Genomic DNA, 23,840 nt, shown 5'->3' with positions numbered 1-23,840 from the left:
GACAGTGATGGAGCGGTGGATTACACCAGATCGGCTGTTTGACGGGCAAAAGCTTTTGAGCGGCGCGAGTCTTCGCGTCAAGGACGGGCGCATCGCGGAAGTCCGCGAGGAAGGTGCGCCCGATACCGCCTCTGAAACCAAGGTCAACGGCACAGTAACACCCGGCTTCATCGATCTTCAGGTCAACGGTGGCGGGGATGTTATGCTCAACGCCGATCCAAGCCGTGCGGGCATGCAAACAATTGTCGCCGCTCACCGCAAATTTGGAACGGTCGGTATTTTGCCGACTGTTATCACAGACCGCGCAGAGGTCGTCGATCAAGCTGTCGATGCCGCGATCGAGGCCAAGGGCGATCAGGGAATATTAGGCCTGCACATCGAAGGTCCACATATCGCACCTGTCCGCAGAGGCACTCACTTGGAGCGTTTTGTGCGCCCTATGGATGAGCGGACGATGAAGGCAGTGGCCAAGTTGCGTCACGCTGATATCGCCGTGATGATTACGCTCGCGCCAGATGCCGTGTCATGTGAGGATATCGCGGTCCTGTCGGATATGGGGGCCGTCGTTTCCATCGGGCATACGGATGCAACCGCGGAGCAAATTGAGGCAGCGATCAAGGCCGGTGCGCGTTGTGCGACGCACCTGTTTAACGCCATGTCTCCGATGGTTGGACGCGCTCCCGGCGCGGTTGGCGGTGTCATAAATTCAGACCTTTATTCTGGTATTATTTGCGATGGATATCACGTGGCTGATGCCATGGTTGGGCTCGCCATTCGTGCGCGGCCAACGCGCGGGCGCATGTTCCTTGTATCAGATGCCATGGCGACGGTCGGAGGGAGCGATCACTTTAGTCTTTATGGGGACACGATATACCTCAAAGACGGCAGGCTCGTGAACGCCGAGGGCAGCCTCGCAGGCGCGCATGTTACACAAGCAGAGGGCGTTAAGCGTCTGGTTGAGAAGGTGAAAATTCCGTTGGACCAAGCATTGCAGATGGCCACATCCGTACCGGCCGCTTGTATGGGGCTGACAGACGTTGGACAGCTGCAGGGTCGGAATATTGAGGACGTAATTCTCTTGAGTGAGCAGCTCGAGTATGTCGGCGCGCTCGATGCGCAGATCGCTGTTCAGCCTTCAAAACATGATGCCTAAATCACAAATCGATGCGCAACACCTGAAGCTTGAGGTCTGTGTTGATACGGCTTCAGGGCTGGGTGCTGCACAAACAGGAACCGACACGATTGAGCTTTGCAGTGCGCTTGAAATCGGTGGGCTTACGCCTTCTGCGGGTTTGATCGAACGCGCACGCAGTAGCCGCGTAGACGTGCATGCAATGATCCGCCCTCGCGCTGGTGACTTCACATATAACGATGCCGAGATGGAGCAGATGCTTCATGATATCGCGTGCGTTCGCCGTGCAGGGCTAAGCGGGATCGTCATCGGCGCAATCAAGAACGGGGCGCTCGACCTGCCAAACCTTCAACGCATGGTTGAGGCTGCCAAAGATCTGAGCCTGACTCTTCATCGCGCAATAGATTGTCTTGATGATCCGTTTGAAGCTATGGATCAGGTTGTTGATCTAGGATTTAAGCGGATACTGACCTCTGGTGGGGCACCGCGTGCAGTTGACGGAGGCGAGCGTTTGCGGCGGCTTGTTGCGCACGCTGGAGAACTAATTGAGATTGTCGTTGGGAGCGGCGTGAGTGCGGGAAATGTCAGTATGTTGGCGCGAGAGACCGGCGCAACGTCCTTTCACGCATCCTGCAGCACAGCAGTGGTTGCTGACGCTTTGAGCACAAAATTCGGCTTCGCAACCCCAGGTTTACGCGAGACTGACGCAGCTAAGATTTCAGAAATGCGCGCCACTTTGGACGCGCTGGTTTCTTAATATTGTGCTGTCTCAGCCTTGTTTACAGGCCGATGTATAGCCAGATAGCGCTTGGCGTACGGCTTGAATGATAACATCGCGCGCCGTCATTGGAGCCGTCACTTTCAGGTCTGGATGGTGCTTTCCAAGCTGCTCGACAGATACCGTCTTACCCGCAAACTGCATCATCAGCCGATCTATAGCTGCAACCGCCGCTGCATCCGGCCACAAATAGCGGATACGATCAGACAGGCCTTCGTGCCGCTGGCGATATTGCTCATCGGTGTCGCCTTCAACATAGGGCTGCCAGTATTGTGGATTGCGCTGCATAACGTCTTCCATAACGCCAGCAAGCGTTCCCGCCTCGTATTCTGCAGATATGTCGCCAGCGATCTGATCAAGAGAATAGTATGCCTCTCGCAATGCGAAGGTCAGTCCCGGGCCGACTTTGAGAATAGCAAAACCGTCAACAACCAGTTCGGTGAGCGCCTGTGCTGTTTGGTAATCGGTCGAGTGCGCCTCAAAAACCAGCTTTCCCGCTGCATCCCGCCAAGCAATCAAATCGCGCGCCTCAATACGGTTATAGCGGTGGATGTCTGTTTGCCCAAATTCCACACCAGGCTGCACCACAAGCGCAACGACGCGATCAAGTGCTGCATCTAACTTGTTTGATTTAAAAGACTCTTGATGGAGGCTGATGGTTTCCTCGGCGTCTTGCGGGTTGGAAACAACCACATGATCCAGCGCCTCTGCTGCACCTCCGGGCACTGGAACCTCGGTGCCGATGATATACCCCGGTAACGGGTGCCCTGCAGATGCGGCGCCTTCTTCGGCGGCTTGTGCCAAGAGCGCAGCGCGTTCCGCAACGGTTTTGGCAGGCAAGGGGGTGGGGTCATCAGCACAAGACATTGAGGCATCAAGATGGATCTTGCCAAACCCTGCTGCTGCATAGGCGTGTGTCATCGTCAGAGCTTTCGCCATTGCTTCTTTTGCTGGAAGGTCGCGCCAAGGGTTCGGGCCAAGATGATCTCCACCGAGAAGAATTCCATTAGGATCAATCTCAAGTTTTCGCGCTATGGAAAACACAAGATCGCGAAAGTCCTGTGGCGTCATTCCCGTGTAGCCACCATCTTGATTGACCTGATTACAGGTCGCTTCGATACAAGGCGTCTCTTCGGCTTCGGAGGCCTCCAGAAGAGCCGCTTCGATAACCAACGGGTGCGCGGAACAGACGCTTGTCAGCCCACGTTTGTGACCTTCGTTAAAAGATGTTGGCAAGGCGAGAAAACGGTCAAGGGGAGTCATGTGGCACCTCTGAGTTGGGTGGTAAATTAAGTATCAGCCGAATTGGCGATCGTGAGTGAAATGTCAGCGCGTTTTGCGTGTGCGGCAAAGGCGGGTGGGGGCGGGAGGTCGGTGATCAGCCTGTGACCTTCGCGTAGAGTGGTGACGGCGTGCGTGGCGCGCTTCTCGAATTTGGAGCTGTCCGCAAGAATGAATGTTTCCGCCGCGCGCGCCATCATCGTCGCATTCACAGCAGCTTCATCCGCATCAACGCTTGAGAGGGTTCCTTCGTTATCAATCGCCGTAGCGCCGAGGAAAAGCTGATCAATCCACAAATTATTCAAAGCCGCGCAGGCCAACGGCCCAACCATCGAGAGGTTCTCTTCCCGAACGCGCCCGCCGATCAACGATAGATCAACGTGCGAGACCAGCGCTAGCTCCTGCGCAACGCGAAGGCTGTTGGTGAACACCTTGATTGGTTGGTCCATCGCAATGATATGGCGCACGAGTTGCAACACTGTTGTGCTCGCGTCCAGAAAAACAGTCGCACCCGGTTTGACAGCACCGAATGCGGTCGCAGCGATGGTTCGTTTTGCACGGGCATTCACACTCTCGCGCGCGGCGAATGCGACTTCTTCTCGTGCAGCTGAGGCAATTTGCGCAGCGCCATGCAGCCGCTCCACACGCCCTTGTGCTTCCAAATCCGTGAGGTCCCTGCGGACGGTCGCAAGCGACGCGCCGAGTTCTTGCGCAATATCCTGTACCTGAGTTTGACCGCGTTTTAGCAGCAAAGCCAGAAGTTGGTTTTGTCGTGGCGTTGTCATGCGCGCTCCTCTTTCAACTGGGGTGTAGCAGTGAAGGCGATCTTATTCAATCAAAATTTTGATCGTTTAAGATTGTATGCGTCACGCATGAAAAAGGGCGCCTGAAACAAGGCGCCCTGAAACTTTGTTCTTACCGACAGGTTAATTCTTAGCGGGAAGCCGATCAAAGGCACCGTCAAGGTAGGGGGCGAACTTCTCCCAAGCTTTAGAGCTGCCCGAGTAAACAGCCTGCCGCGCCTGACGAAGCGACGCCGTTTTGATGCTTCGGGTGTTCTTTTGCGGTGAAAGACAGGCGTCGTCCCATTCAACACCGATATAATCAATGAGCTTGCGGGTCTCTTCTTCCTGATTTCGAGTAAGCTCTTCGTAGTCGAGACGGTACATCCGGTCAGGATAGCGTTCCCACCAGAAATTCATCAGGTCTTCGAACAAGAAGTAGTAGTCAACGACATCCGATAAATCGTGGCAGTATGCCAGACCAACCGCGGGGAAGAACGTTTTGTAGTTCGACCAACAAATCGCGGCAGCTTCACGATCAATATGGATGATCTTCGCTTCGGGGAAGGCCGCGCATATCAGGCCAATAGAGTTGAAGTTGTGCGGCATCTTATCGGTGACATAGGGCTTGCCGTCGGCGTGCTTAATGAGCAAGTCCATGTATTTCTTGCGAAACTCCCGAATAGTTTCGGCATTCGCGGGCTTGTCGCCTACTTTTATGTCGCCACCAAAAGCGCCAACATAAGGGAGCTCATCCGCACCGGCAATTTCGGGGTGGGCAGAGAGAATTTGCTCTGTAAGCGTGGTTCCAGAACGGGGCATGCCCAAAATGAAGATTGGAACAGGCGTATCGCCTTCTTCTGCTGGCTTGGCCTTGAGGGAGGCACGTTGAACCTTATCTGCGGTGCTTTTGATTTTGTCGAAAAGATCGATGTCTTTCTGGATATCGTAGTCCAGAATCTTTTTGTGCAGTGCGTTGGATTCCTTAAGGAACTCAAATGACTCTTTTGTCTTTCCAATATCACCCATAGCTTTGGATAGACCCGAACAGATTTGCATACGCACTTCGTCTTCTAATTCTGGATCGTTATACATCGAAAGCATAGTGGCAAGGTGAGGGTCGTCTTCCGTGTATTTGTTTTGCATCGCGAGTAATCGATGCGCCTCGGCGAAGTCCGGCTTGATCTCAAGCGCACGTTTGAGCCATTTCTCAGCCTCTTCGAATTGGCCCATGTTGTTATATATTGATGAAAGGTCCTTCATGAGGCCGTGGTTCTCTGGGTCGAGTTCAAGCGTCCTCAGATAATTCGCGGCAGCTTCCTCATTGTAACCGCGCTTGCGGTAGTTGTTTGCGAGGAACCTCTGGGCATCTACGAATGTGGGCTTAAGGCGCACACATTCCTTGTATGTTTCGATGGCGTCATCGTGTTGATGCATTGCAAAGTACAATTCACCAAGGTTGAAGTAGGCATCGAAATAATCTTTGTCGAGTTCGATAACGCGCTTGTAGGCTTCGATTGCTTCGTCGTGCTTGCCTTGCGACTTCAGCGTCACCGCCAAGTTGTAGCTGGCATCGAGATGGTTTGGAACGATCTTGAGTGCGCGTTTATAGCTTTGGATCGCTTCGTCGTATTTCTCTTGTGACTTTAGCGCATTCGCGAGGTTGATATGTCCATCAGGCACTTTGGGTTCGAGTTGCGAGGCCTTTTTGAACGCAGTTGCGCCGTTTTCAGGATCGCCGGATTGCGTGTAGCAAATCCCCAGAAAATTCCACAGATCAGCGGCCTTTGGGTAGGCTGCCAAGAGTTTCTTCAGCGGCGGAATTGCTTGCTTGAAACGACCTTGGTTTAGGAGGTTGGTAAGGGTGCGAACGGCATCCTGTGGCGGTAGGCCGTCTTTGGTTTTTTGTACGCCGAGCGACGCGAGGGCTGCTTTTGCGCGCTTGTTGTTCGGGAAGGCCTGAACCACGGCTTCTAACTGTTGGCGAGCCTCTTCGTGTTCGCCTTTGCGCACGTGAGATTTGGCGAGGAGTAGCGCCTTATCGACCGAAATTTTTCCCATACCGTCTGTCCTGTATTGTCCTGCGCGAAACATAGCACGGCAATTTTGGATATGCACCAGTGCCGCAATGGAATGTCCAACTGTTATTGGACTATTGCGCAACGAAGGGAAAGGGGGCAGGGGCGACCGTTGCGCCGTTTTGTCTGGAGTGTGTTTGGTGGGTTTGTTTGAGTAAGGCCAGCACGGAATACCCGCGCTAGCATTTGGTGTTTGTACTGGTCTTAGCGTGCGGCCCAGAGCGCACCGCGTTCCATCATGGTTTTCATTTCCGGAACTTTGAATTCATCAGCGATGTGACCAAGCGCGCTATAGAAAACACGTCCTTTACCGAACTTGCGTTTCCAGACAACAGGCATCACGACGCCATCGATTTCTTCAAAGCGGCTACCGTCGAATGTTGTCGTTGCGAGGACTTCGATAGAAGGATCTACATGCATGTAGTATTGCTCAGAGTGGTAGTCAAAATCAGAGAGCCCCTCGGTAATTGGATCGCCGGTTGGTGAAATCTGAATTGAATAGTCGATGATATCGCCCGGATGCGCGACCCACTGCCCACCAGTCATGAATTGGTAATCGGGTTCATTCCGGAAACTGTCACACATTGTGCCATGGAAGCCAGCAAGACCAGAGCCTGTGCGTACAGCCTTGATCAGGTTCTCAAGCTCTTCCTTCTCAATCGTCGACATGGTGATGACCGGCATAATGAGGTCAAAACGGCCAAGATCAGGATCGGCGAAGGCTTTGGTTGACGCTTCAAGAGTCACGTCAAATCCGTTGCTTTCGAGAGTTTCTTTCATAACCTCGGCGCTTTGTTCGGGCGTGTGGCCCTCCCATCCGCCCCAAACGATGAGTGCTTTTTTCTGTGTCATTTTGTGTTCCTATCCGAGTTGGCCAAACGGCAAGCTGTCCGGTAGGGCTTCCGGCCGTTTACATAGATGTTTCATTTCAACGATCGCCTTTGTGTCTGCGGCGGTCAGGATGCCTTCCATCACCTCAAGGACATGAAGTGAAAGTTCAAGGCTGGCGCGATGCGGGCGGTCATCCACAATGGCTTGTGCCATATCCGCAAGGCCGAGAATGCGATAGTTGCCGTCCCCGTATTTATGAGTTTGTTCAGCAGTGACCCAATCGCCGCTGCCTTCCGAAATCTTAACATCCCCATCAAAACAGTTTGGATCAGGGACAACCATTGATCCCTTAGTCCCGTAGAGCTCGATATGGTTGTGTTCGTGCTTGTGAACATCGAAACTTGTCGTGATCGTAACCTGCGCGCCGCTGACAAAGGTCATGATGCCGGAGATATGTGTGTCGATTTCAACGTCGAAACTCTCGCCCTCACGCTCACCTGAACCGATTTCGCGCTTTTCATAGGAACGTGTTGCCGCTCCGAGAACAGAGGACACGGGGCCGATCATGTTGATCAGGGCGGTGATATAGTAAGGGCCCATATCCAGCAGTGGGCCGCCGCCAGCTTTGTAATAAAAATCTGGGTTCGGGTGCCAGCTTTCGTGCCCTGGTACCATCATGTAAGCACTGCCGGCATTAATCGCGCCGATCTCGCCCGCATCCAGAAGTTTACGCGCGGTTTGGTGTGAACCGCCAAAAAACGTGTCTGGTGCGCAGCCGACACGAAGGCCGGTTTCCCGCGCTAGATCAACAAGCTCCATCGCTTCCTTCATCGTCACCGCGAGCGGCTTCTCGGAATATACATGTTTGCCCGCGTTCAGAGCTTTCTTGCCCACCTCAACATGGAATTGAGGCGTTGTCAGATTTAGAACAATGTCAATGCGATCGTCCGCGAGTAAAGCCTCAACGCTCAAAGCCTCGATGCCATAGGTTGCGGCTTTTTCTTCGGCAACAGAAAGATTGATGTCGGCGCAGGCCACCATGTTCAAGACACCAAACTGCGGCGCGGCCTTGAGATAGGCGTCGGAAATGTTGCCACATCCTATGACGCCAATGCCTATTTTCTTCGTCACGTATTCCCTCCCGCGCCAGCTAAGGCGCCCTATGTGTGTGAAGACTGCAATATATGTGTGTGCGATGAGGCGGATGCGCTTAAATTCGGCGCATGCCAAACCGCGGTCGCCGCGTCTTTACGGCTGGATTCCTCGCTTTTACTGAGTTTCGGTGTATTTAAGTTAGTTGGTAAAATAAATATCACAGGAGCAGGCGTCAATCGCCAAATCAGCTCGACTATATTGTTATGCTCCGTCACCGCCGGAACCGGCTTCTGACCATCGGTGAGTGTAATCGCCTTGCAGTGGTGTTTCGCTCACGTCTGATGCTTCGAGTGGTTTCCGAACCACGTAGAACAAATAGCATCGTTGCGGTACAAGCTTCTTCGCCATTCGAAGCCGACGCTTTGTTTCGTAAGGGTCTTCTATTTCAAATGGCGCATCCCGGGGGAATTCGGGAAGGAAAGTGCATTGCAAAACTTCGCACCCTTTTGTCCGCTTCCAGAAGGAGAATACCAACTCTGGTCCGAACTGGTAGAAACCGTGTGCAAACCAGTTATTCCCTGGTGAGGCCGCAATAAAGGTGCCGCCCGGCGCGAGGAGGTCAAACGCATTTGTCATGGCCGTTTTAACGTCAAACACGTGTTCAAGCGTACCGCCGTCGAGCACGATATCAAACTTTCCCACCAGTTCAGAAGGGATGGGTGTGTTCAGGTCATGTGCAAAACTTGCACCTTCAAACTGGGAGTAATCCAAGCTCTGGACGCGCTGAACACCGAGAGCTTCGAATAGTGGCTCGGCAAAACCATCTTCCTGTTCAAGCTCTTCTATTGTCAGTTCAGGTTGGAACTCATCAAGCAATCGGTTTGCCGCGCGTCTTAGGCGAGGGCGGTTGACGTGGAGCCCTTGCCTACCCAACATAAGCATCCGATTTTTTTTAGGGATCTGTGGGATAATCTTCAAAAGTTGACTCAGGGAAGCATAATCAACACCCATTAGAATACCCGTCCCATTTGTTTACTCTACAGCTGCGTCTCTGCTGATTACAGGAGCTTGCGTTGGGTCAATTCCATGCTTTGTCAGAAGGCTGTGAAATAGGCCGCCTTCCTCAGGGATTCCGTTGTTTCGTTTCGCTAACATTCTACGCATGCGCCTTCCATACAAATGGATTGAAGTGGTATTTTCAGTGAGATAGGTGTCCACTTTGTCTCTTTTGAGGGCATTAACTATTTTGCGCCGGTGCTCAAACGGGACAGGATAGAGTACCTCACGAGCGAAAGCATATTTGGACTCGCCCGATTTGTGTAAAAAATGGGTGACAGCTTGTGGTCCCCAAGTGCCCCAAGGTAGGTCACTAACATGAGTAGGGTGTCCGGCTTGCGCGCGAGCTCGCATTTTATTCTTTACTCTTTCTCTGTACCATTCGGGTATTGTAAATTCGTCCTCCGTCATTTTTAGTAAGCCGCCTAAAGCAGGGCTGTCTGATGGCAAACCGAGCACACCTCCATTGATGTGGCGTTCGGATTCCCAGCCGAAATAATGGCCAGTTTCAGTTTCAAACGGTTTGACACAATAGGCATCTGTATCTGCCCAGATGGTGTTTTCTGATTTGGTAAGTAGGTGATAGCGGAATACATCCGAAAAAAGAGCGAGGCTGTTTGTGCGGCCGTGCTTGATAAAGTTGTCGCGGTTAAGAATTTCATTGCCATGAGCCAATGTCACGCCTGCCGGAACGTTCTGAACTTCACCGTAGTGATACAAAACCACGTCATGGCCGACATCTAGAAACGATTGAATGCAGAGCTGTTCGAGGTAACTCAGCGGGCCCTCGACCCAGAGCATGGCAATAGTCGGTTTACTCATAGTTTCCATCTCTGGAGCATAGTGAAAAATCTCTGCTACACATTGCTTCCTCAGTCGACTTCAATCAGAAGCCAATTGGTTTGCCAATAATAAATAACGGTGGAACTTTTTCATGGCGAAAGAAAGTTCACACGAGGTAGTGAGGCGAGTTGTTTGACGTCATGATGATAAAGATTGGTCAAATGAATCCGTTCGTCTTTTGTCCATGGATTGTAAGCTTGGTACTCGTCCCCACGTGGATATTGTTCTTGGATCTTCGCCCAATTTGCAAGAGCAGCGTCAGCACCAAACCTTTCAATGGAATTAAATAGTACTTCTACCGCTCTCTGCGAGGCTGATGGGCGTGTACGTTTGCGATTCGGTGACGCAAATTTACTGACGTCGATCTCTTGGCCGCAGAGGTTTTGAAGGATAGTGCTTGAGAGCTCACTCAAATCTTCGAAGCGCCAAACAAATACATCTGCCTCTGGAAAAGTATTTAAAACAACCGAAGCAACACCTTCCCAGCTGACATGCTTTGAGTATACAAGCTTTTTCATAGAATTTTCAGTTACGATGCGGTCTGCTTGTGCGGATCTTAGGTATTCGACGTATGTTGAAGAATAAAAACTTGCGTAATTTCGAATGGCGAAATGAACTTCGGTTACTGGGTGGGGAATATGTTCGGCAAAAACGCCAGCAAACATTTTACGTAAAGTAAATAGTCTCCCTACTCTTGCACAATGCCCACTATGTCCCAGAATATTTTCGTCTGAAAGTATAAGTCTTTGGAAATCTTTCGCACTTTGGTTTCTGAAAAACGCCCGCGATATTTCAAGCAATTCTTGATCAGAAACTTTGGGCTCGAAATTAATTCCAAGCTTCTCTCGGGCATTAAGTTGGCAAGGAACGGTATAGTTTTTCCTCGTATCCCTATGATGCACATAGTTTACACCCGCTTTCCGCAGGCGACCTGAGTTGCGCTTAAGAATTGCCTGAAGATAGCTTGATGCGGTTTTAACCACGCCAGCATGTATGATCACATTCGGCTCGTTTTTCTCGCTAGTCATCTACAGCAACAACTTTCGGGGCGGCATTAATCTTACCGATAGTTTCACGAAATTCATCCCATCCATCACGCTGTTTCAGGTTTGTGATCTTATCTCTGTGCCAGTCACACGCCTTTTGGTGCAATTCTGATAGTGTTGGATCTTGCATCAAGCTTGACAGTTCGCGTTCTAGCGCAGGAATTGCTGAGAGCATCGAAGTGTCTTGTGCTTCGTTTTGGTTCATATCTGACCAGTAATTTAGGCCCTGGTCGTCGCCGACATGGTTGGTTCGCCCTCGATCACGTTTGACTAGAAAGCTATCTACCGAACGCACCGCGTAATGATGAAGTCGAACGAAGTCATGCGTGAAGTTCGGGTGGGCACGCCATCCGCGATCTAAGTAGGCATCGGGCATAGTTTTGCCGCCTCCGTCGACCCATGCTATGTTTTCTGCGCTGTCTTTAAAGATAGGTCTGTGGACTTTTAGGCGGTCGAGTTTGTCGTTGTTTTTGACGAGCGTTTTTAGTCCAGCCGTGCGAACATTGGGGAAGTTGTTTTCCCCGCAGGCCCAGTCGAACTGAGCGACAATAAGTTCGTCATGGTACTCTTCACGCCCACTATTCCCAAACAATTTCCAGCACGCGGAGATCGCATCTGCGTCACCAACCGCAGAAAATAGATCATCGAGATGGCCGCTGCCTACGCGAATATTTAGAAACTCGTCGCAATCTGCGCAAAGCAACCATTCGGCGTTTTGAACCAATGGTTGTTTCATTGAATGGCGTAATGCGGACAGTTGGTAGTTAATTTTGTTCCGAGAAGGATTAGGCAGGTGCTTTGCGATACCAAGTTCTTCAAGGCGCATTGCGATCTTGTCGGTGCCGTCAACGCAATCGTTGGTGTAAATCAGGAAATCGGTGAACCCGATACTACGATTATAGGCAATCCATTCGAGCATGAATGGACCTTCATTTTTCATCGTTGTTACAATAACGCGTTTGCTCAATGAAAAATGGGCCGGTGAGACATTGAGTGGTTTTGGCTTCACGATGCGCGCACGGCTCTCATCCGTGTCAGGGGCAATTTCCTGCGCCAATTTATTGGGGGTCGCTTTTTCACGAAGCCGTTCGCGGAACACCATGTCAAATCGATCAGCAATTTTCTCGCGTCCGCTGTTTCGGAAATAGTTCGATACCGAGCCTCGATACCAAGGCAGTTTTCGACGGTTTCGGTAGAGGCGGTAGAACTCCTTTTCCGTTAGCTCGTCGAAGATTGCGTGTTGAATAACAGGTTTAAGCGCATCAATCTTTCGTAGGAAAACCGCCGTTTTGTGGCGTGAGAACCAGCATTTGAATTTGTGTATATTCGGGCCTTCGAACCTCTCGATGTGTCGCGTGTCAAGTTCGTGATACGGATCCCAGAAAAGATTCACGCGGCCCATATTTTTTGTGAGCTCTGCTGCGTCATTCAAAGGGAGTGTCCAGTCTTGCCGCTGGCCGACGATATAGCGTGTCTCCCAAGGCACGATGCTTGGGTCGAGTGTGCTTTGCGGGTTGATCGCGACGACATGAGCGCCCGGAACAAGCGAGGCGAACTTGAGCGCTGCAAAGCCCCCCATGGAAACGCCGGCAAACACTACGCGTTCGTAGTTGTCAAAAAAGCCGTCTCTTGCAAGGGCCTCAAAACGCCGGATTAATTCGGCGTCGCGATACCAGCCTTTGATATGCGCAAATACTCCGAGATGCGAAACTCCAATGTCACGGGCAAATTTGTAGCCCCAAGGGGAGCGATCAATGGCCTCCTCAAACACGTTCGATAGGTTGTCAAAACTCACATACAGATGGCTCTTCGATCTCTTGACAAAGAGCAGGCTATGTTTGTTGCCCTTTTCAAAAAAACCTTCACGATTGGAACCGGGGCGCAGGTCTTCAAGCCAGAGCGGGGCTCCTTGAGGGATGCTTGGTGTTTGCTCTGCCATGTAGGTGTCTGTCCTGAATGCTCGTTTGCTTTGGCCAAGTTGTGCAAAGCCGCTTACCCTTGTTTCGCGCATCTTGCCCGCACCGTATCAGGCCCGCAACTCATTTTGACAGTAATTTGAAGAACTGTACCTTTCAAACTGCGTAGGGGGGCTTGACCTGCACTCAATCACTGCCACTGTGGGAGCAAATTGATTTGATTGTATTCTTTATGGGAGCGACACCTTGATACTTCGCCAAGTTTTAACGGCAATGACTTTTCTTGCCGCCGGCACGGCCACCATGGCGCAGAGCCAAACTCAGAACTTGGACGAAATCGCAAAAGGATATGTCGGCACAGAAACTTGCGCGACCTGTCACGAAGATGAAAGCCTTGCATGGGAAGAGTCGCACCATGCGTTGGCTTGGACGGAGGCAACGGAAGAGAACGTTCTTGGCAATTTTGATGGCGCAGAATTCGTGCATGATGGTGTATCGACGCGGTTTGACCGAGAAGGGCAGACGTTTGTAATTCATGTGACCGAAGAAGGCGGGAGCAAAAAACGGTTTGAAGTTCATTCCGTAGCGGGAATTGCGCCGTTGCAGCAGTATCTTATCGAGACAGAGCCGGGAAAGCTCCAAAGTTTCGACGTGGTTTGGGATGTGGAGCGCGAGGAATGGTATCACCTTTATCCGGATCAACATCTTCCGCCCGATGACGGTTTGCATTGGACCGGTCCATATAAGAATTGGAACGCGAGATGTGCGGAATGTCATGCCACAGGCTTTCGCAAAAACTACGATAGCGTATCGCAAAGCTATGCTTCAGATCAGGTCGAGATCGGCGTTGGCTGTGAAGCATGTCATGGGCCGGGGCGCGATCATGTCGAGTGGGCCGAAAACGGAGCAAAGGAAGATGGGCAGGGGTCTTATTTTTCGATGAACTTCGCCGAGGCCGGTGCGGAGGGTGAGATACAGCATTGTGCGGGGTGCCACTCGCGTCGCGAGGCGCAGCTTGATGGAAACCCCTTGCCAGGTACGCCATATCACGACGCATATGCGCTCTCATTGTTGCGGCCCGGTATGTACCATCCGGACGGGCAAATTCGCGATGAGGTCTATGTTTACGGCTCATTCCTACAGTCGAAAATGTACGAAAAAGGTGTGCAATGCAGCAATTGCCATGATCCGCACTCTGTTCAATTGAAAGCCGAAGGCAATGCAGTTTGTACGCAATGTCATTCGCCCGCGGGTAATCCGGAATTCACGAGCCTGACGCAGAAAGACTACGACACAGCGGATCACCATTTCCATCCCGAAGAGAGCGAAGGGGCGCAGTGTAAATCCTGTCACATGATTGAGCGGGACTATATGGGGATCGATGGGCGTCGGGATCATAGCTTTAGAATTCCACGTCCTGATCTCGCAGCTGCGTCGGGATCGCCTGATGCTTGTACTGATTGCCATGATGACCGTTCTCCAGAATGGGCTGCCGAAGAGATCGCGGCATGGTACCCTGACAGCGTACATCGAGGCGCGCATTACGGGACTGTTTTCGCCAAAGGTTTTGCAGACCCCGTGAGCGCGCGTTCTGAGCTTGTGTCTCTTGCAACATCTGAAGGCGAGGCAAGCATCGTCCGAGCCACGGCGCTTTGGTTACTTGAGGCCGCGGCTGACGAAGATTTAGCGGAAACACTAGCGCCATTGTTGTCGCATCCTGATCCGCTGATCCGGTCTGCCGCGATCCGTCCGCAGTCTGGCGCGAACCCGCAAGAGAGTGTCCTGCGTTTGGTCGAATTGTTGGGCGATCCTGTCCGGCTTGTACGCACAGAGACGGCAAAATCCCTATTGAGCGCACCTGTTGCGCGTTTCCCAGAGGCCATCGCTTCGAATTTCCAACGGGCAATGGGAGAATGGCGAGAAAGTTTGAGCAATCGTTCTGATTTTCCGGAAACGCACCTAGTGCTCGGTGGCGCTGCGCTTGGTATGCGAAATTTGCCTGCAGCAACGGAGGCATTCAGAACAGTGGTGCAACTCGACCCGCAGCGTGAAGATGCATGGAGCATGCTTGTGCGGATCAAAGCGGCTGAAGGCGATATGGCTGGGGCACTTTCTGTTGTGACGGAAGCGCGTAGCAAACTACCCGAAAGCGAATTCCTGCTTCAGATGGAACAGGAGTTGAAGGAACTGCAGTAATCTGTGGCGTCTACTTATGTATCGTCCGAATGTAAAAAGCTCCAATGCTAAATGCATCAGAGCTTTCAACTACGCTGCAATTCCCACTCACGGAAAATTAGCTTGGAAGGGTAGTGGAACGACTATGCGTGTTCACAAAAAATTGTCAACACGAGAAAGTTGCCAAAGTTGCTAAGCAGAAAATTTGAGTGTAATCTTATTTTTAAGCAAGTACAGGAGCGAGCGATGGATCAGTTTAGAGCATTTTTTCAGTTGCGAAGCATTCTGTTGGAGATGGAGCAGGATCTCGGTCTCGACAAGCTTGCGCAATCAGAAATTGATATTTTTCTAGCCGCAAGAAGCTTGACGGAAAATGAAGGTGATGTTGTCGCATCCGATCAGATCCGAAATCACAGCCTCACGAAATCTATCGCGCAAGCAACCTATCATCGTTCTTTGCGGTCACTCCTTGAGAAGGGAATGATTAAAAAAGCAGCAGGTTCAAAGTCGAAATCCTACGTCGTGAATATGAATCCAGAGATTGTTCTGAAAAACGCGTAAAATTACGGATACTTTACTTTATCCGTTGATCGTAAATAAACCTTCGTTCAAGCTTCGTTAGACGAACAAGCGTTTGCAGGCGTGACTGCTGCCAACGGCTTGTTCGTGCACATGGGGACGGAGCATTGGAATGGGTGACCTAAGCAGAGCGGCATATAAATCTGCCGCGCCATTTCTGTTAATAATCATTCTGTATATTTTTGCGCATGGAATTGTTGCGCTCGTTATCGCGCCGATTCAGGCGATCTATTTCCCTGAAATCACCGTCTTTGCATGTTTTCTGTACTTGCCTCACGGTATTCGTGTCTTGGCCGCGTTGTTCTATGGGTGGCCATCTGTCATTGCCCTGTTTGCTGGTAATATCATCGCGGCCTGTGTTTTCTCGACTGACCCGCAAAATCTCTTGTTGGACGGGCTCGTTTTCGCGACTGCGTTCGCCGCGTCGCTCACGGGCGTTCTTGCGTTCGAGTTTATGCGGCTCTTTGGTATGAACCTATATGCAGGGCGCGGAACGCCGATCAATTGGAAATTGATTCTTGTTGTTGGTGCCATCTCGTCGGTCATCAACTCGGTGTTCCAAAGCCTTCTGTTGTCCGGCGTAATCATTCCGGGAGATGGGCTTCTGGTGTTCTTTGCAGTATTTATTGGCGATATTCTCGGCGTCGCGGTTCTAATGTTTGTATTGATGTTGGGGTTTCGCTGGTATCGGATGCGAGAGGAAGCATCAAAACTTTCGTGAGGCTTCAAAGCGGCGTCGCGCTCTGTTTTGCGCAAGACGCAGAAGAACTGGCCCCATAAGAATTCCTGCGATGAAGCCGCCCAAATGCGCTTCCCATGCCAACGCCCCTTGGAGTACCAAGGCGATCAAAATATTCGCAACCACCAAGCCGACGCAGGTTGAAAATACAGGCTTTAGCGATTGACCTGTGCGACGAAGCTTTGCAGCTTCGAAGAATTGCCACGCGCCAAGGAAACCGAAAACTGCACCAGAAGCGCCAAGCATCGGTGCGTTTGATGAGTTGATCAGGCCAAACACAATACCGCCCCCAATCGCAGAAACGGCAAATAACCCGATAACTGGCCACGGTCCCGACAGCGAGGAGAGGAACTTGCCAAGCGACAGCAGAACAACTGTGTTCATCAACAAATGAAACATGCCGCCGTGCAAAAACGCGTGGCTGAGAAACATCGTTACGGGCTGTGCGTCAAAAGCGGGGAGCAATTCACCTGACAAAAGGGGCGACCAAAACGCACCATAGATAACCATCGTCGCGCGCCAGTCAGGGCTTCCGATGATCCCGCGATCAGCAAGTGAAAGTACCACCTCTATCGCCGCCATAATCCCGACCAGCGCCCAAATTTGGAATGGAACGTCACTTACGCGCTGATTTGTCGGGGGCTGGTTTGATGCGGACATAATTTTCTCGGTCTATGGAGGTCTCATTGCAACTTAGTGCCTAATTGCGAAAAGAGAACCGCTTTACGAGAAAGTAAGAGAAATTAAGCCCGAAACAGAAAAGGGCCCCGAAAATCGGAGCCCTTTAGAAAAGATTTTGCTGGCTTTAGACCAAATCGTCGGGAAGTACCGAAGTCGGGATGGCCTGATAGCAGACAGGGCGCAGGAAGCGGCGAATGGAGAGTGTTCCCACCGAAGTTGCACCGAAGTTTGTGGATGCAGGGTAGGGGCCGCCGTGAACCATTGTGTCGCTGACCTCAACGCCTGTTGGGAAGCCGTTGGCCAGAAGCCGTCCGGCTTTGCGCTCGATGATAGGCATAAGAGCGCGGGCATCGTCTGCATCTGCGTCATCCATGTGGATGGTGCAGGTCAGCTGGCCTTGGAGGGAGCGGGCAATTTCGCGAGCCTGCTCCTGATCTTTAACCGTAACAACCATGCCAAGCGGTCCGAACACTTCCTCGCCGAGCTCTTCGTTCTTTAGCCATTCTTCGGCAGTCGTTGCGAAAAGGTAAGGTGTCGCGCTGCGTAGATCGCATGTAGACGTCAGGACTTCCTGAACACCGGCGGTGCCTTGGATCCGGTCGCGGCCGGAGTAATAGGCGGAGGCAATACCTTCGGTGAGCATTGTCTGTGCAGGAACTTCGCCGAGCGCTTCGGTTGCCGCCGCAACGAAGGCTTCTGCTTCCTTACCTTCTTTAACGATTGCAATGCCAGGGTTTGTACAGAACTGACCAGCGCCCATTGTGAGCGACGCAGCCCAGCCTTTGCCGATGTCTGCGCCGCGAGAGGCGAGAGCACCATCAAGGATGAACATTGGGTTAACTGAACCAAGTTCGCCAAAGAATGGGATCGGGTTTGGGCGTGCGGCACAGAGATCAAAGAGCGCACGACCACCGCCAAGCGAGCCAGTAAAACCAACAGCGTTGATAAGTGGGTGCTGTACAACGGCTTGACCAACTGCGCGGTTACCGCCTTGGATTTGCGAGAATACACCTGGGTGAATGCCGCAGGTTTTGATGGCTTTATCGATCGCCTGTGCGACAAGATCCGACACGCCAGGATGCGCAGAGTGACCTTTGACGACAACTGGGCAGCCTGCAGCCAGAGCCGCAGCAGTATCACCGCCAGCTGTTGAGAAGGCGAGTGGGAAGTTGGAAGCGCCAAATACAGCTACAGGGCCGATTGGGCGCTGCATCATCCGCAAGTCAGGGCGCGGCAGAGGCGCGCGATCAGGAAGGGCTTCATCAAAGCGGCGATCAAGGTAGTCACCTTTTTCGATGTGATCTGCGAAGAGGTTCAACTGGCCTGTTGTTCGGCCGCGTTCCCCAACGAGGCGAGCCTCTGGAAGACCTGTTTCCTTAGAGCCCATCGCGGTGATCTCGTCGCCGAGGGCGTCGATTTCCTTGGCGATTTCACGAAGAAAAGCAGCACGCTCGGCGCGTGTGGAGTAACCATAGCTCCAGAAAGCTTCTTCGGCGGCAATACAGGCTTGATCGACAAGTTCGACTGTTCCTACCGCAAATTCGTCGGCTTCGCCGCTTGCGGGTTCGTTCGTAAAGGTGTTTGGGCCGCCGATCCATTCACCGGCGATCAGATGGGTTCCTTTGAGCATTTTGGTATCCTTACAGGGCCTAGTTGGATTGTTGGACAAACACTAGGTCAGCGCGTGGTGAGTGTCTAGCGCCTATTGGCGATTCCGGCGGATTCTTGCAATGAACTAAGCGACGCCAGCGGTTTCTGGAATGGTTAGGCCAAGACGACCAGCGGCGGCCTTTACGTGTCTGGCCATTGCCTCGCGAGCCGCGGTTGGGTTTTGTGCCCTGACAGCTTCAAGAACCGCGAGATGTTCGGCTACGGAAATCTCAAGCAGGTCGTCTTTGCCATAGACGCGTTCTGTCTTGCGTGTTGTGTCAGCAAGGCGTCCGGAAATGTAGTCGACAAAGCCTGCGAGGTAGCTGTTTCCTGTTGCTTGGCCGAGGAGGCGATGAAAGCGCGCGTCTGACTGTAGGCGCAGATCGTCGAACACTTTGCTTTCGGCCATAACGTTCATTGTCTCATCGAGTTGGGCAAGATCATCATCGCTTCGGCGAAGTGCAGCAATTCCGGCAACGTCGATTTCAAGGATGGCCCTTAGCTCAAACAATTGCGCGAGAGCGTTTTCTTCGGGCATGTTTTGTGTATCCACCCGAAAGGTCGCGCGCTCGGAAATCGGTTTGATCACCGCCCCGCGGCCTTGCTTTGTCGCAATAACCCCATCCGAACGAAGGCGAGCAATCGCCTCACGAACGACGTTCCGACTCACGCCGAATCTTTGCGCCAACATTATTTCGGTTGGGAGACAATCACCTGGCTTGAGAATACCGGACTGGACCTTTGCCAAGATATCAGAAGCAATAATGTCGGGCAGATAGCCTTTGCGCTCGATCTGTCCGAAATGCTCTTCGATTTTTGACTGGTCTAATTTCATGCGCCCGACTCCTTTTCCCGCCTGATTGAGGCGCGTATGCGGCTTTAGGCGGGGAGGTGATGTCCTACAATCTGACAATAAAGAGCCAGAAAGCGAATGCAACGGTAAAGAAATGGCAGGTTTGCTTGGAAAACGCGATCACAAGCCCGTGAATCACAAGAGCCGCCATCACATATGTGAGAGCGGCTCTTCCGTGATATCCGTGGGTGGCGGATAATTAACCAATTGGAGCGGGCGAGGCGATTCGAACGCCCGACCCTAACCTTGGCAAGGTTATGCTCTACCCCTGAGCTACGCCCGCGCCGTTTGGTGAGGCCTGATTTATAGCGAACATCTGGGGGCTGCAAGAGGGAAATCGCATAAAAAGAAATTTTTTTGTGACGGATATCTGAAGTCGGTTCGTATTAGATTCAGGAACACAGGAGAGGACAGATGAGACACCTTGAACAGACCCATAGAGAAACTGGTTTGGCCCGCGCTATTTGTCACGCGCGCGTTCAATGGCCACGCGGAACTTCGACCTTTCGGATCATGAGCCTGACGGTGATGATCGTCGCGGCGATGTGTTTGAGTCAGGTTAACGTGTAACGAGATTCTCAACGAAAAACCCGCCACAGTTTCCTGCGGCGGGCATTGTAGAGTTTGGCCCCATCTAACAGGGGGCCGTATTTTCAGATCAGCTTATTCCAGTTCGACAAGCAAATCCTTGGCATCGATTTGGCCGCCTGGTGCTACATGCACAGCTTTCACAACCGCATCACGCTCGGCATGAATGCCGGTCTCCATTTTCATCGCCTCGATCGTGAGAAGGAGATCGCCTTCGTGCACCTTCTGGCCAACAGTTGCCGCCAGTGAGGCTACAACACCTGGCATTGGTGCGCCGATGTGGTTTGCGTTACCATCTTCGGCTTTTGGCCGTGCAGCAGTTTGCGACTTTACAAGGCGGTTTGGTACGCGGATCACACGTGGCTGGCCGTTAAGCTCAAAGAAAACCTTAACGTCGCCGTCCTCACCAGTCTCACCTACGGCTTGCAAACGAATCTCGAGCGTTTTGCCTGGGTCGATTTCAGCAGTGATCTCTTCGCCCGGCTCCATGCCATAGAAGAATGTACGTGTCGGAAGCGCGCGGACCGGACCATAGGTACGGTGGCGGCCCATGTAATCGAGGAACACCTTGGGATACATAAGGTAGCCGTTCAGGTCTTCGTCATCGACGACAAATCCATCAAGCTCTTCTGAAACTTTTGCACGCACGGCCTCAAGGTCGATGGGTTCCATGGAGGCGCCAGGGCGCTCAACGCTTGGCTTCTCGCCTTTGAGGATTTTGGCTTGGATTGCCGCTGGGAAACCACCCGGAGGTTGGCCGAGGTTTCCGCGCATCATGTCCACCACACTATCAGGGAAGGAGAGATCAACTTCCGGATCTTCCACCTCATCGCGTGTCAGCCCTTGGCTCACCATCATCAGTGCCATGTCGCCAACAACTTTGGAGCTTGGTGTCACTTTGACGATATCGCCGAACATCTGGTTCACGTCGGAATATGTCTGGGCGACCTCGTGCCAGCGCTCTTCAAGCCCAAGGCTGCGCGCCTGCGCCTTGAGGTTGGTAAACTGACCGCCTGGCATTTCGTGAAGGTAAACTTCTGATGCCGGAGCGGCGAGACCACTTTCAAAAGCAGCGTATTGCGCGCGTACGCCTTCCCAGTAATTGGAAACCTCGCGGATTGCGCCGATATCAAGGCCGGTGTCGCGCTCTGTGTGGCGCAGGGCTTCGACGACGGAACCGAGACATGGCTGGCTTGTACCGCCAGAGAAGGCATCCATCGCCGCATCAACTGCATCAACGCCAGCTTCTGCCGCCGCAAGAATAGTGGCGCCCGCGATGCCGGATGTGTCGTGTGTATGGAAATGGATCGGTAGGCCCACTTCTTCTTTAAGCGACTTGATGAGAAGCCCCGCTGCGGATGGCTTGAGCAGACCGGACATATCCTTGAGGCCAAGCACATGTGCGCCTGCGGCCTTCAGGTCTTTACCCATTTCAACGTAATACTTGAGGTCGTATTTCGCACGGTTCGGGTCAAGGATGTCGCCAGTATAGCAAATTGTGCCTTCACAGACCTTATTGGCCTCGATGACCGCATCCATGGCAACGCGCATATTTTCAACCCAGTTAAGGCTGTCAAAGACGCGGAACACGTCAACGCCGGTAATTGCGGCTTGTTTGACGAAAGATTGCACGACGTTGTCAGGATAGTTTGTATAGCCAACGCCGTTGCTGGCGCGCAGGAGCATTTGGGTCATGACGTTTGGCATTGCCGCGCGCAGATCGCGGAGGCGCTGCCATGGGCATTCCTGCAAGAAGCGATAAGCGACATCAAAGGTCGCGCCGCCCCAGCATTCAACCGAGAACAGATCGCCAAGGTTCGACGCATAGCTTGGCGCAACCTTGATCATGTCAATCGAACGCATACGCGTAGCAAGAAGGCTCTGATGCCCGTCGCGCATGGTTGTATCGGTCAGCAGGAGCTTTTTCTGTGCAGCCATCCAATCCGCAACGGCCTGTGGCCCCTCGGCTTCAAGCAGATTGCGCGTGCCGTTCTTCGGCGCACCGATTGGGGCAGGAGGAACAGGGGCGTGTAGATCATCCGCTGGTGCCGGACGGTCCGCCGTTTCAGGGTGCCCGTTAACCGTAATATCCGCAACATAAGTGAGGATTTTGGTCGCACGGTCGCGGCGCTTTTTGAAGTCAAAGAGGTCCGGCGTCTCGTCGATAAACTTGGTTGTATATGTGTTGTCGAGGAATGTTGGATGCTTGAGCAGGTTCTCGACAAAAGCGATGTTGGTGCTGACACCGCGAATACGGAATTCTCGCAACGCGCGGTCCATGCGTGCAATTGCTGCTTCAGGTGTCGGGCCTTTCGCCGTAACCTTCACGAGGAGGGAGTCATAATAGCGTGTAATCACCCCGCCCGAATAAGCTGTACCACCGTCGAGACGAATGCCCATGCCTGTGGCCGAACGATAGGCAGTAATGCGGCCGTAGTCGGGGATGAAGTTGTTTTGCGGGTCTTCGGTTGTCACGCGGCATTGTAGCGCGTGGCCGGTGAGGTGAATGTCGTCTTGGCTGGCTTTACCGGTGGCTTCCTGAATGGATTTGCCTTCGGAGATCAGGATTTGAGCCTGAACGATATCAATGCCGGTGACTTCTTCGGTAACAGTGTGTTCTACCTGTACGCGCGGGTTCACCTCGATGAAATAAAACTGCCCGTCGTCCATATCCATTAGGAATTCGACGGTACCTGCGCATTGATAGTTCACATGGGCGCAAATCTTGCGGCCCAATTCACAGACCTCTGCGCGCTGCTCTTCAGAGAGATAAGGGGCAGGGGCGCGCTCAACGACCTTCTGGTTGCGGCGCTGAACCGAGCAATCACGCTCATATAAGTGATACATTCCGCCGTTCTGGTCTCCCAGAATCTGCACTTCAACGTGACGGGCACGTTGGATCATCTTTTCAAGATAACCTTCGCCATTCCCAAATGCGGCTTCGGCCTCACGACGCCCCTCAAGAACCTTTTCCTCAACCTCGTCGTCGCCGAAAATCGGGCGCATACCACGGCCACCGCCGCCCCAGCTCGCTTTGAGCATGAGCGGGTAGCCGATTTCTGCGGCTTCTTTGCGGATCGAGTCCATGTCGTCGCCCAAAACCTCGGTGGCGGGGATAACAGGAACGCCGGCCTCGATCGCCACGCGGCGCGCACTGGCTTTGTCGCCTAGGGCACGCATTGTTTCGGCCTTGGGGCCAATAAACGTAATGCCCGCGGCCTCGCAGGCGTCTACGAAATCGGGGTTTTCAGAGAGGAGACCATATCCCGGGTGGATCGCGTCAGCGCCGGACATCTTGGCAACGCGGATGATCTCTTCGATGCTCAAGTAGGCGGCAACTGGCCCCATACCTTCGCCAATACGATAGGCTTCGTCCGCTTTGAAGCGATGCAAGCCGAGCTTGTCTTCTTCGGCATAGACCGCGACCGTTTTCTTTCCCATTTCGTTTGCGGCACGCATGATACGAATGGCAATCTCACCGCGGTTGGCGATAAGAATCTTTTTGAAATCTGACATATGGTTTCCCCGATAGCTCTGGGGCATCTTTTATGAGGAAATCTTGCATTCGTAAAGGTTTCTTCGCAATTGCAGCAAGAATTTAGGTCAGCAAAACTGTCTATTTATTGCTGCGGCGGTCAATTTTTGTTAGCTGGATTGAGGTGGGTATCCGGCTTTGGTGGGCGGAATTGGCAAATTGGGTCACAATTAATGACCTAATTGTTCCGAAGTTTTGCCTG

Annotated in this window: 19 protein-coding genes and 1 tRNA gene; 6 read left to right on the top strand and 14 right to left on the bottom strand. The window is 52.5% G+C overall.

The features are described 5' to 3' along the window. Nucleotides 1-7: 7 nt before the first annotated feature. Nucleotides 8-1,153, top strand: coding sequence for an N-acetylglucosamine-6-phosphate deacetylase (gene nagA, locus N9C89_RS09485; RefSeq protein WP_263953638.1), 1,146 nt, complete (start codon nucleotides 8-10; stop codon nucleotides 1,151-1,153). Then, nucleotides 1,113-1,889 carry a copper homeostasis protein CutC gene (locus N9C89_RS09480; RefSeq protein WP_263953637.1) on the top strand — a complete coding sequence of 259 codons (777 nt, stop codon included), beginning with the start codon at nucleotides 1,113-1,115 and terminating at the stop codon, nucleotides 1,887-1,889. Before nagA ends, N9C89_RS09480 begins: the two co-directional genes overlap by 41 nt. Nucleotides 1,890-1,901: 12 nt before the next feature. Here the strand turns inward: N9C89_RS09480 and N9C89_RS09475 are convergent, their stop codons facing one another. The 9 genes from N9C89_RS09475 to N9C89_RS09435 form a co-directional block, all read right to left on the bottom strand. Then, on the bottom strand, nucleotides 1,902-3,173 hold the full coding sequence (locus N9C89_RS09475) for a class II D-tagatose-bisphosphate aldolase, non-catalytic subunit (protein ID WP_263953636.1): 1,272 nt from the start codon (nucleotides 3,171-3,173) through the stop codon (nucleotides 1,902-1,904). A gap of 26 nt (nucleotides 3,174-3,199) precedes the next feature. After that, nucleotides 3,200-3,976 carry a DeoR/GlpR family DNA-binding transcription regulator gene (locus tag N9C89_RS09470; protein WP_263953635.1) on the bottom strand — a complete coding sequence of 259 codons (777 nt, stop codon included), beginning with the start codon at nucleotides 3,974-3,976 and terminating at the stop codon, nucleotides 3,200-3,202. Nucleotides 3,977-4,117: 141 nt separating this feature from the next. Beyond that, entirely contained in the window at nucleotides 4,118-6,034 is a 1,917-nt protein-coding gene (locus tag N9C89_RS09465; protein ID WP_263953634.1) for a tetratricopeptide repeat-containing sulfotransferase family protein, read from the bottom strand. 221 nt (nucleotides 6,035-6,255) lie between these two features. Beyond that, entirely contained in the window at nucleotides 6,256-6,903 is a 648-nt protein-coding gene (locus N9C89_RS09460) for a ThuA domain-containing protein (RefSeq protein WP_263953633.1), read from the bottom strand. A gap of 9 nt (nucleotides 6,904-6,912) precedes the next feature. Next, nucleotides 6,913-8,013, bottom strand: coding sequence for a Gfo/Idh/MocA family protein (locus tag N9C89_RS09455; RefSeq protein ID WP_263953632.1), 1,101 nt, complete (start codon nucleotides 8,011-8,013; stop codon nucleotides 6,913-6,915). Between the two features lie 225 nt (nucleotides 8,014-8,238). Further along, complete coding sequence (locus N9C89_RS09450) at nucleotides 8,239-8,919, bottom strand: class I SAM-dependent methyltransferase (RefSeq protein ID WP_263953631.1); 681 nt, start codon at nucleotides 8,917-8,919, stop codon at nucleotides 8,239-8,241. Between the two features lie 90 nt (nucleotides 8,920-9,009). Continuing rightward, complete coding sequence (locus N9C89_RS09445) at nucleotides 9,010-9,855, bottom strand: hypothetical protein (RefSeq protein WP_263953630.1); 846 nt, start codon at nucleotides 9,853-9,855, stop codon at nucleotides 9,010-9,012. 110 nt (nucleotides 9,856-9,965) lie between these two features. Further along, a complete protein-coding gene (locus tag N9C89_RS09440) occupies nucleotides 9,966-10,904 on the bottom strand; it encodes a hypothetical protein (RefSeq protein ID WP_263953629.1) in 939 nt (312 codons plus the stop codon). Beyond that, nucleotides 10,897-12,861 carry a glycosyltransferase family 2 protein gene (locus N9C89_RS09435; protein WP_263953628.1) on the bottom strand — a complete coding sequence of 655 codons (1,965 nt, stop codon included), beginning with the start codon at nucleotides 12,859-12,861 and terminating at the stop codon, nucleotides 10,897-10,899. The genes N9C89_RS09440 and N9C89_RS09435 overlap by 8 nt, the downstream gene beginning before the upstream one ends. Nucleotides 12,862-13,084: 223 nt before the next feature. Between N9C89_RS09435 and N9C89_RS09430 the strand changes: the two genes are divergently transcribed. The 3 genes from N9C89_RS09430 (at nucleotide 13,085) to N9C89_RS09420 (ending at nucleotide 16,313) form a co-directional block, all read left to right on the top strand. Further along, nucleotides 13,085-15,034, top strand: a complete 1,950-nt coding sequence (locus tag N9C89_RS09430; protein WP_263953627.1) for a multiheme c-type cytochrome — start codon at nucleotides 13,085-13,087, stop codon at nucleotides 15,032-15,034. A 225-nt stretch (nucleotides 15,035-15,259) separates the two neighbouring features. Then, nucleotides 15,260-15,574: a hypothetical protein gene (locus N9C89_RS09425; RefSeq protein WP_263953626.1), complete on the top strand. Its 315-nt coding sequence runs from the start codon at nucleotides 15,260-15,262 to the stop codon at nucleotides 15,572-15,574. 130 nt (nucleotides 15,575-15,704) lie between these two features. Further along, on the top strand, nucleotides 15,705-16,313 hold the full coding sequence (locus N9C89_RS09420; RefSeq protein WP_263953625.1) for a hypothetical protein: 609 nt from the start codon (nucleotides 15,705-15,707) through the stop codon (nucleotides 16,311-16,313). Here the strand turns inward: N9C89_RS09420 and N9C89_RS09415 are convergent. The 4 genes from N9C89_RS09415 to N9C89_RS09400 form a co-directional block, all read right to left on the bottom strand. Continuing rightward, nucleotides 16,299-16,991, bottom strand: a complete 693-nt coding sequence (locus N9C89_RS09415) for a rhomboid family intramembrane serine protease (RefSeq protein WP_263953624.1) — start codon at nucleotides 16,989-16,991, stop codon at nucleotides 16,299-16,301. The genes N9C89_RS09420 and N9C89_RS09415 overlap by 15 nt on opposite strands. Nucleotides 16,992-17,136: 145 nt before the next feature. After that, on the bottom strand, nucleotides 17,137-18,642 hold the full coding sequence (locus tag N9C89_RS09410) for an aldehyde dehydrogenase (NADP(+)) (RefSeq protein WP_263953623.1): 1,506 nt from the start codon (nucleotides 18,640-18,642) through the stop codon (nucleotides 17,137-17,139). Between the two features lie 105 nt (nucleotides 18,643-18,747). Beyond that, nucleotides 18,748-19,497, bottom strand: a complete 750-nt coding sequence (locus N9C89_RS09405) for a FadR/GntR family transcriptional regulator (protein WP_263953622.1) — start codon at nucleotides 19,495-19,497, stop codon at nucleotides 18,748-18,750. Between the two features lie 226 nt (nucleotides 19,498-19,723). Next, a tRNA-Gly gene (locus N9C89_RS09400) sits at nucleotides 19,724-19,798 on the bottom strand. Between the two features lie 131 nt (nucleotides 19,799-19,929). Between N9C89_RS09400 and N9C89_RS09395 the strand changes: the two genes are divergently transcribed. After that, nucleotides 19,930-20,085, top strand: a complete 156-nt coding sequence (locus tag N9C89_RS09395) for a hypothetical protein (protein WP_263953621.1) — start codon at nucleotides 19,930-19,932, stop codon at nucleotides 20,083-20,085. Nucleotides 20,086-20,178: 93 nt separating this feature from the next. Here N9C89_RS09395 and pyc read toward each other — a convergent pair whose 3' ends face one another. Continuing rightward, nucleotides 20,179-23,619: a pyruvate carboxylase gene (gene pyc / locus N9C89_RS09390; RefSeq protein ID WP_263953620.1), complete on the bottom strand. Its 3,441-nt coding sequence runs from the start codon at nucleotides 23,617-23,619 to the stop codon at nucleotides 20,179-20,181. Nucleotides 23,620-23,840 lie beyond the last annotated feature (221 nt).

Origin of the sequence: Halocynthiibacter sp. SDUM655004, assembly GCF_026015885.1 — a bacterium.
In the GTDB taxonomy this organism is placed as follows: Bacteria; Pseudomonadota; Alphaproteobacteria; order Rhodobacterales; family Rhodobacteraceae; genus Falsihalocynthiibacter; species Falsihalocynthiibacter halioticoli.
This window is presented reverse-complemented; position numbering and strand designations above follow the sequence as displayed.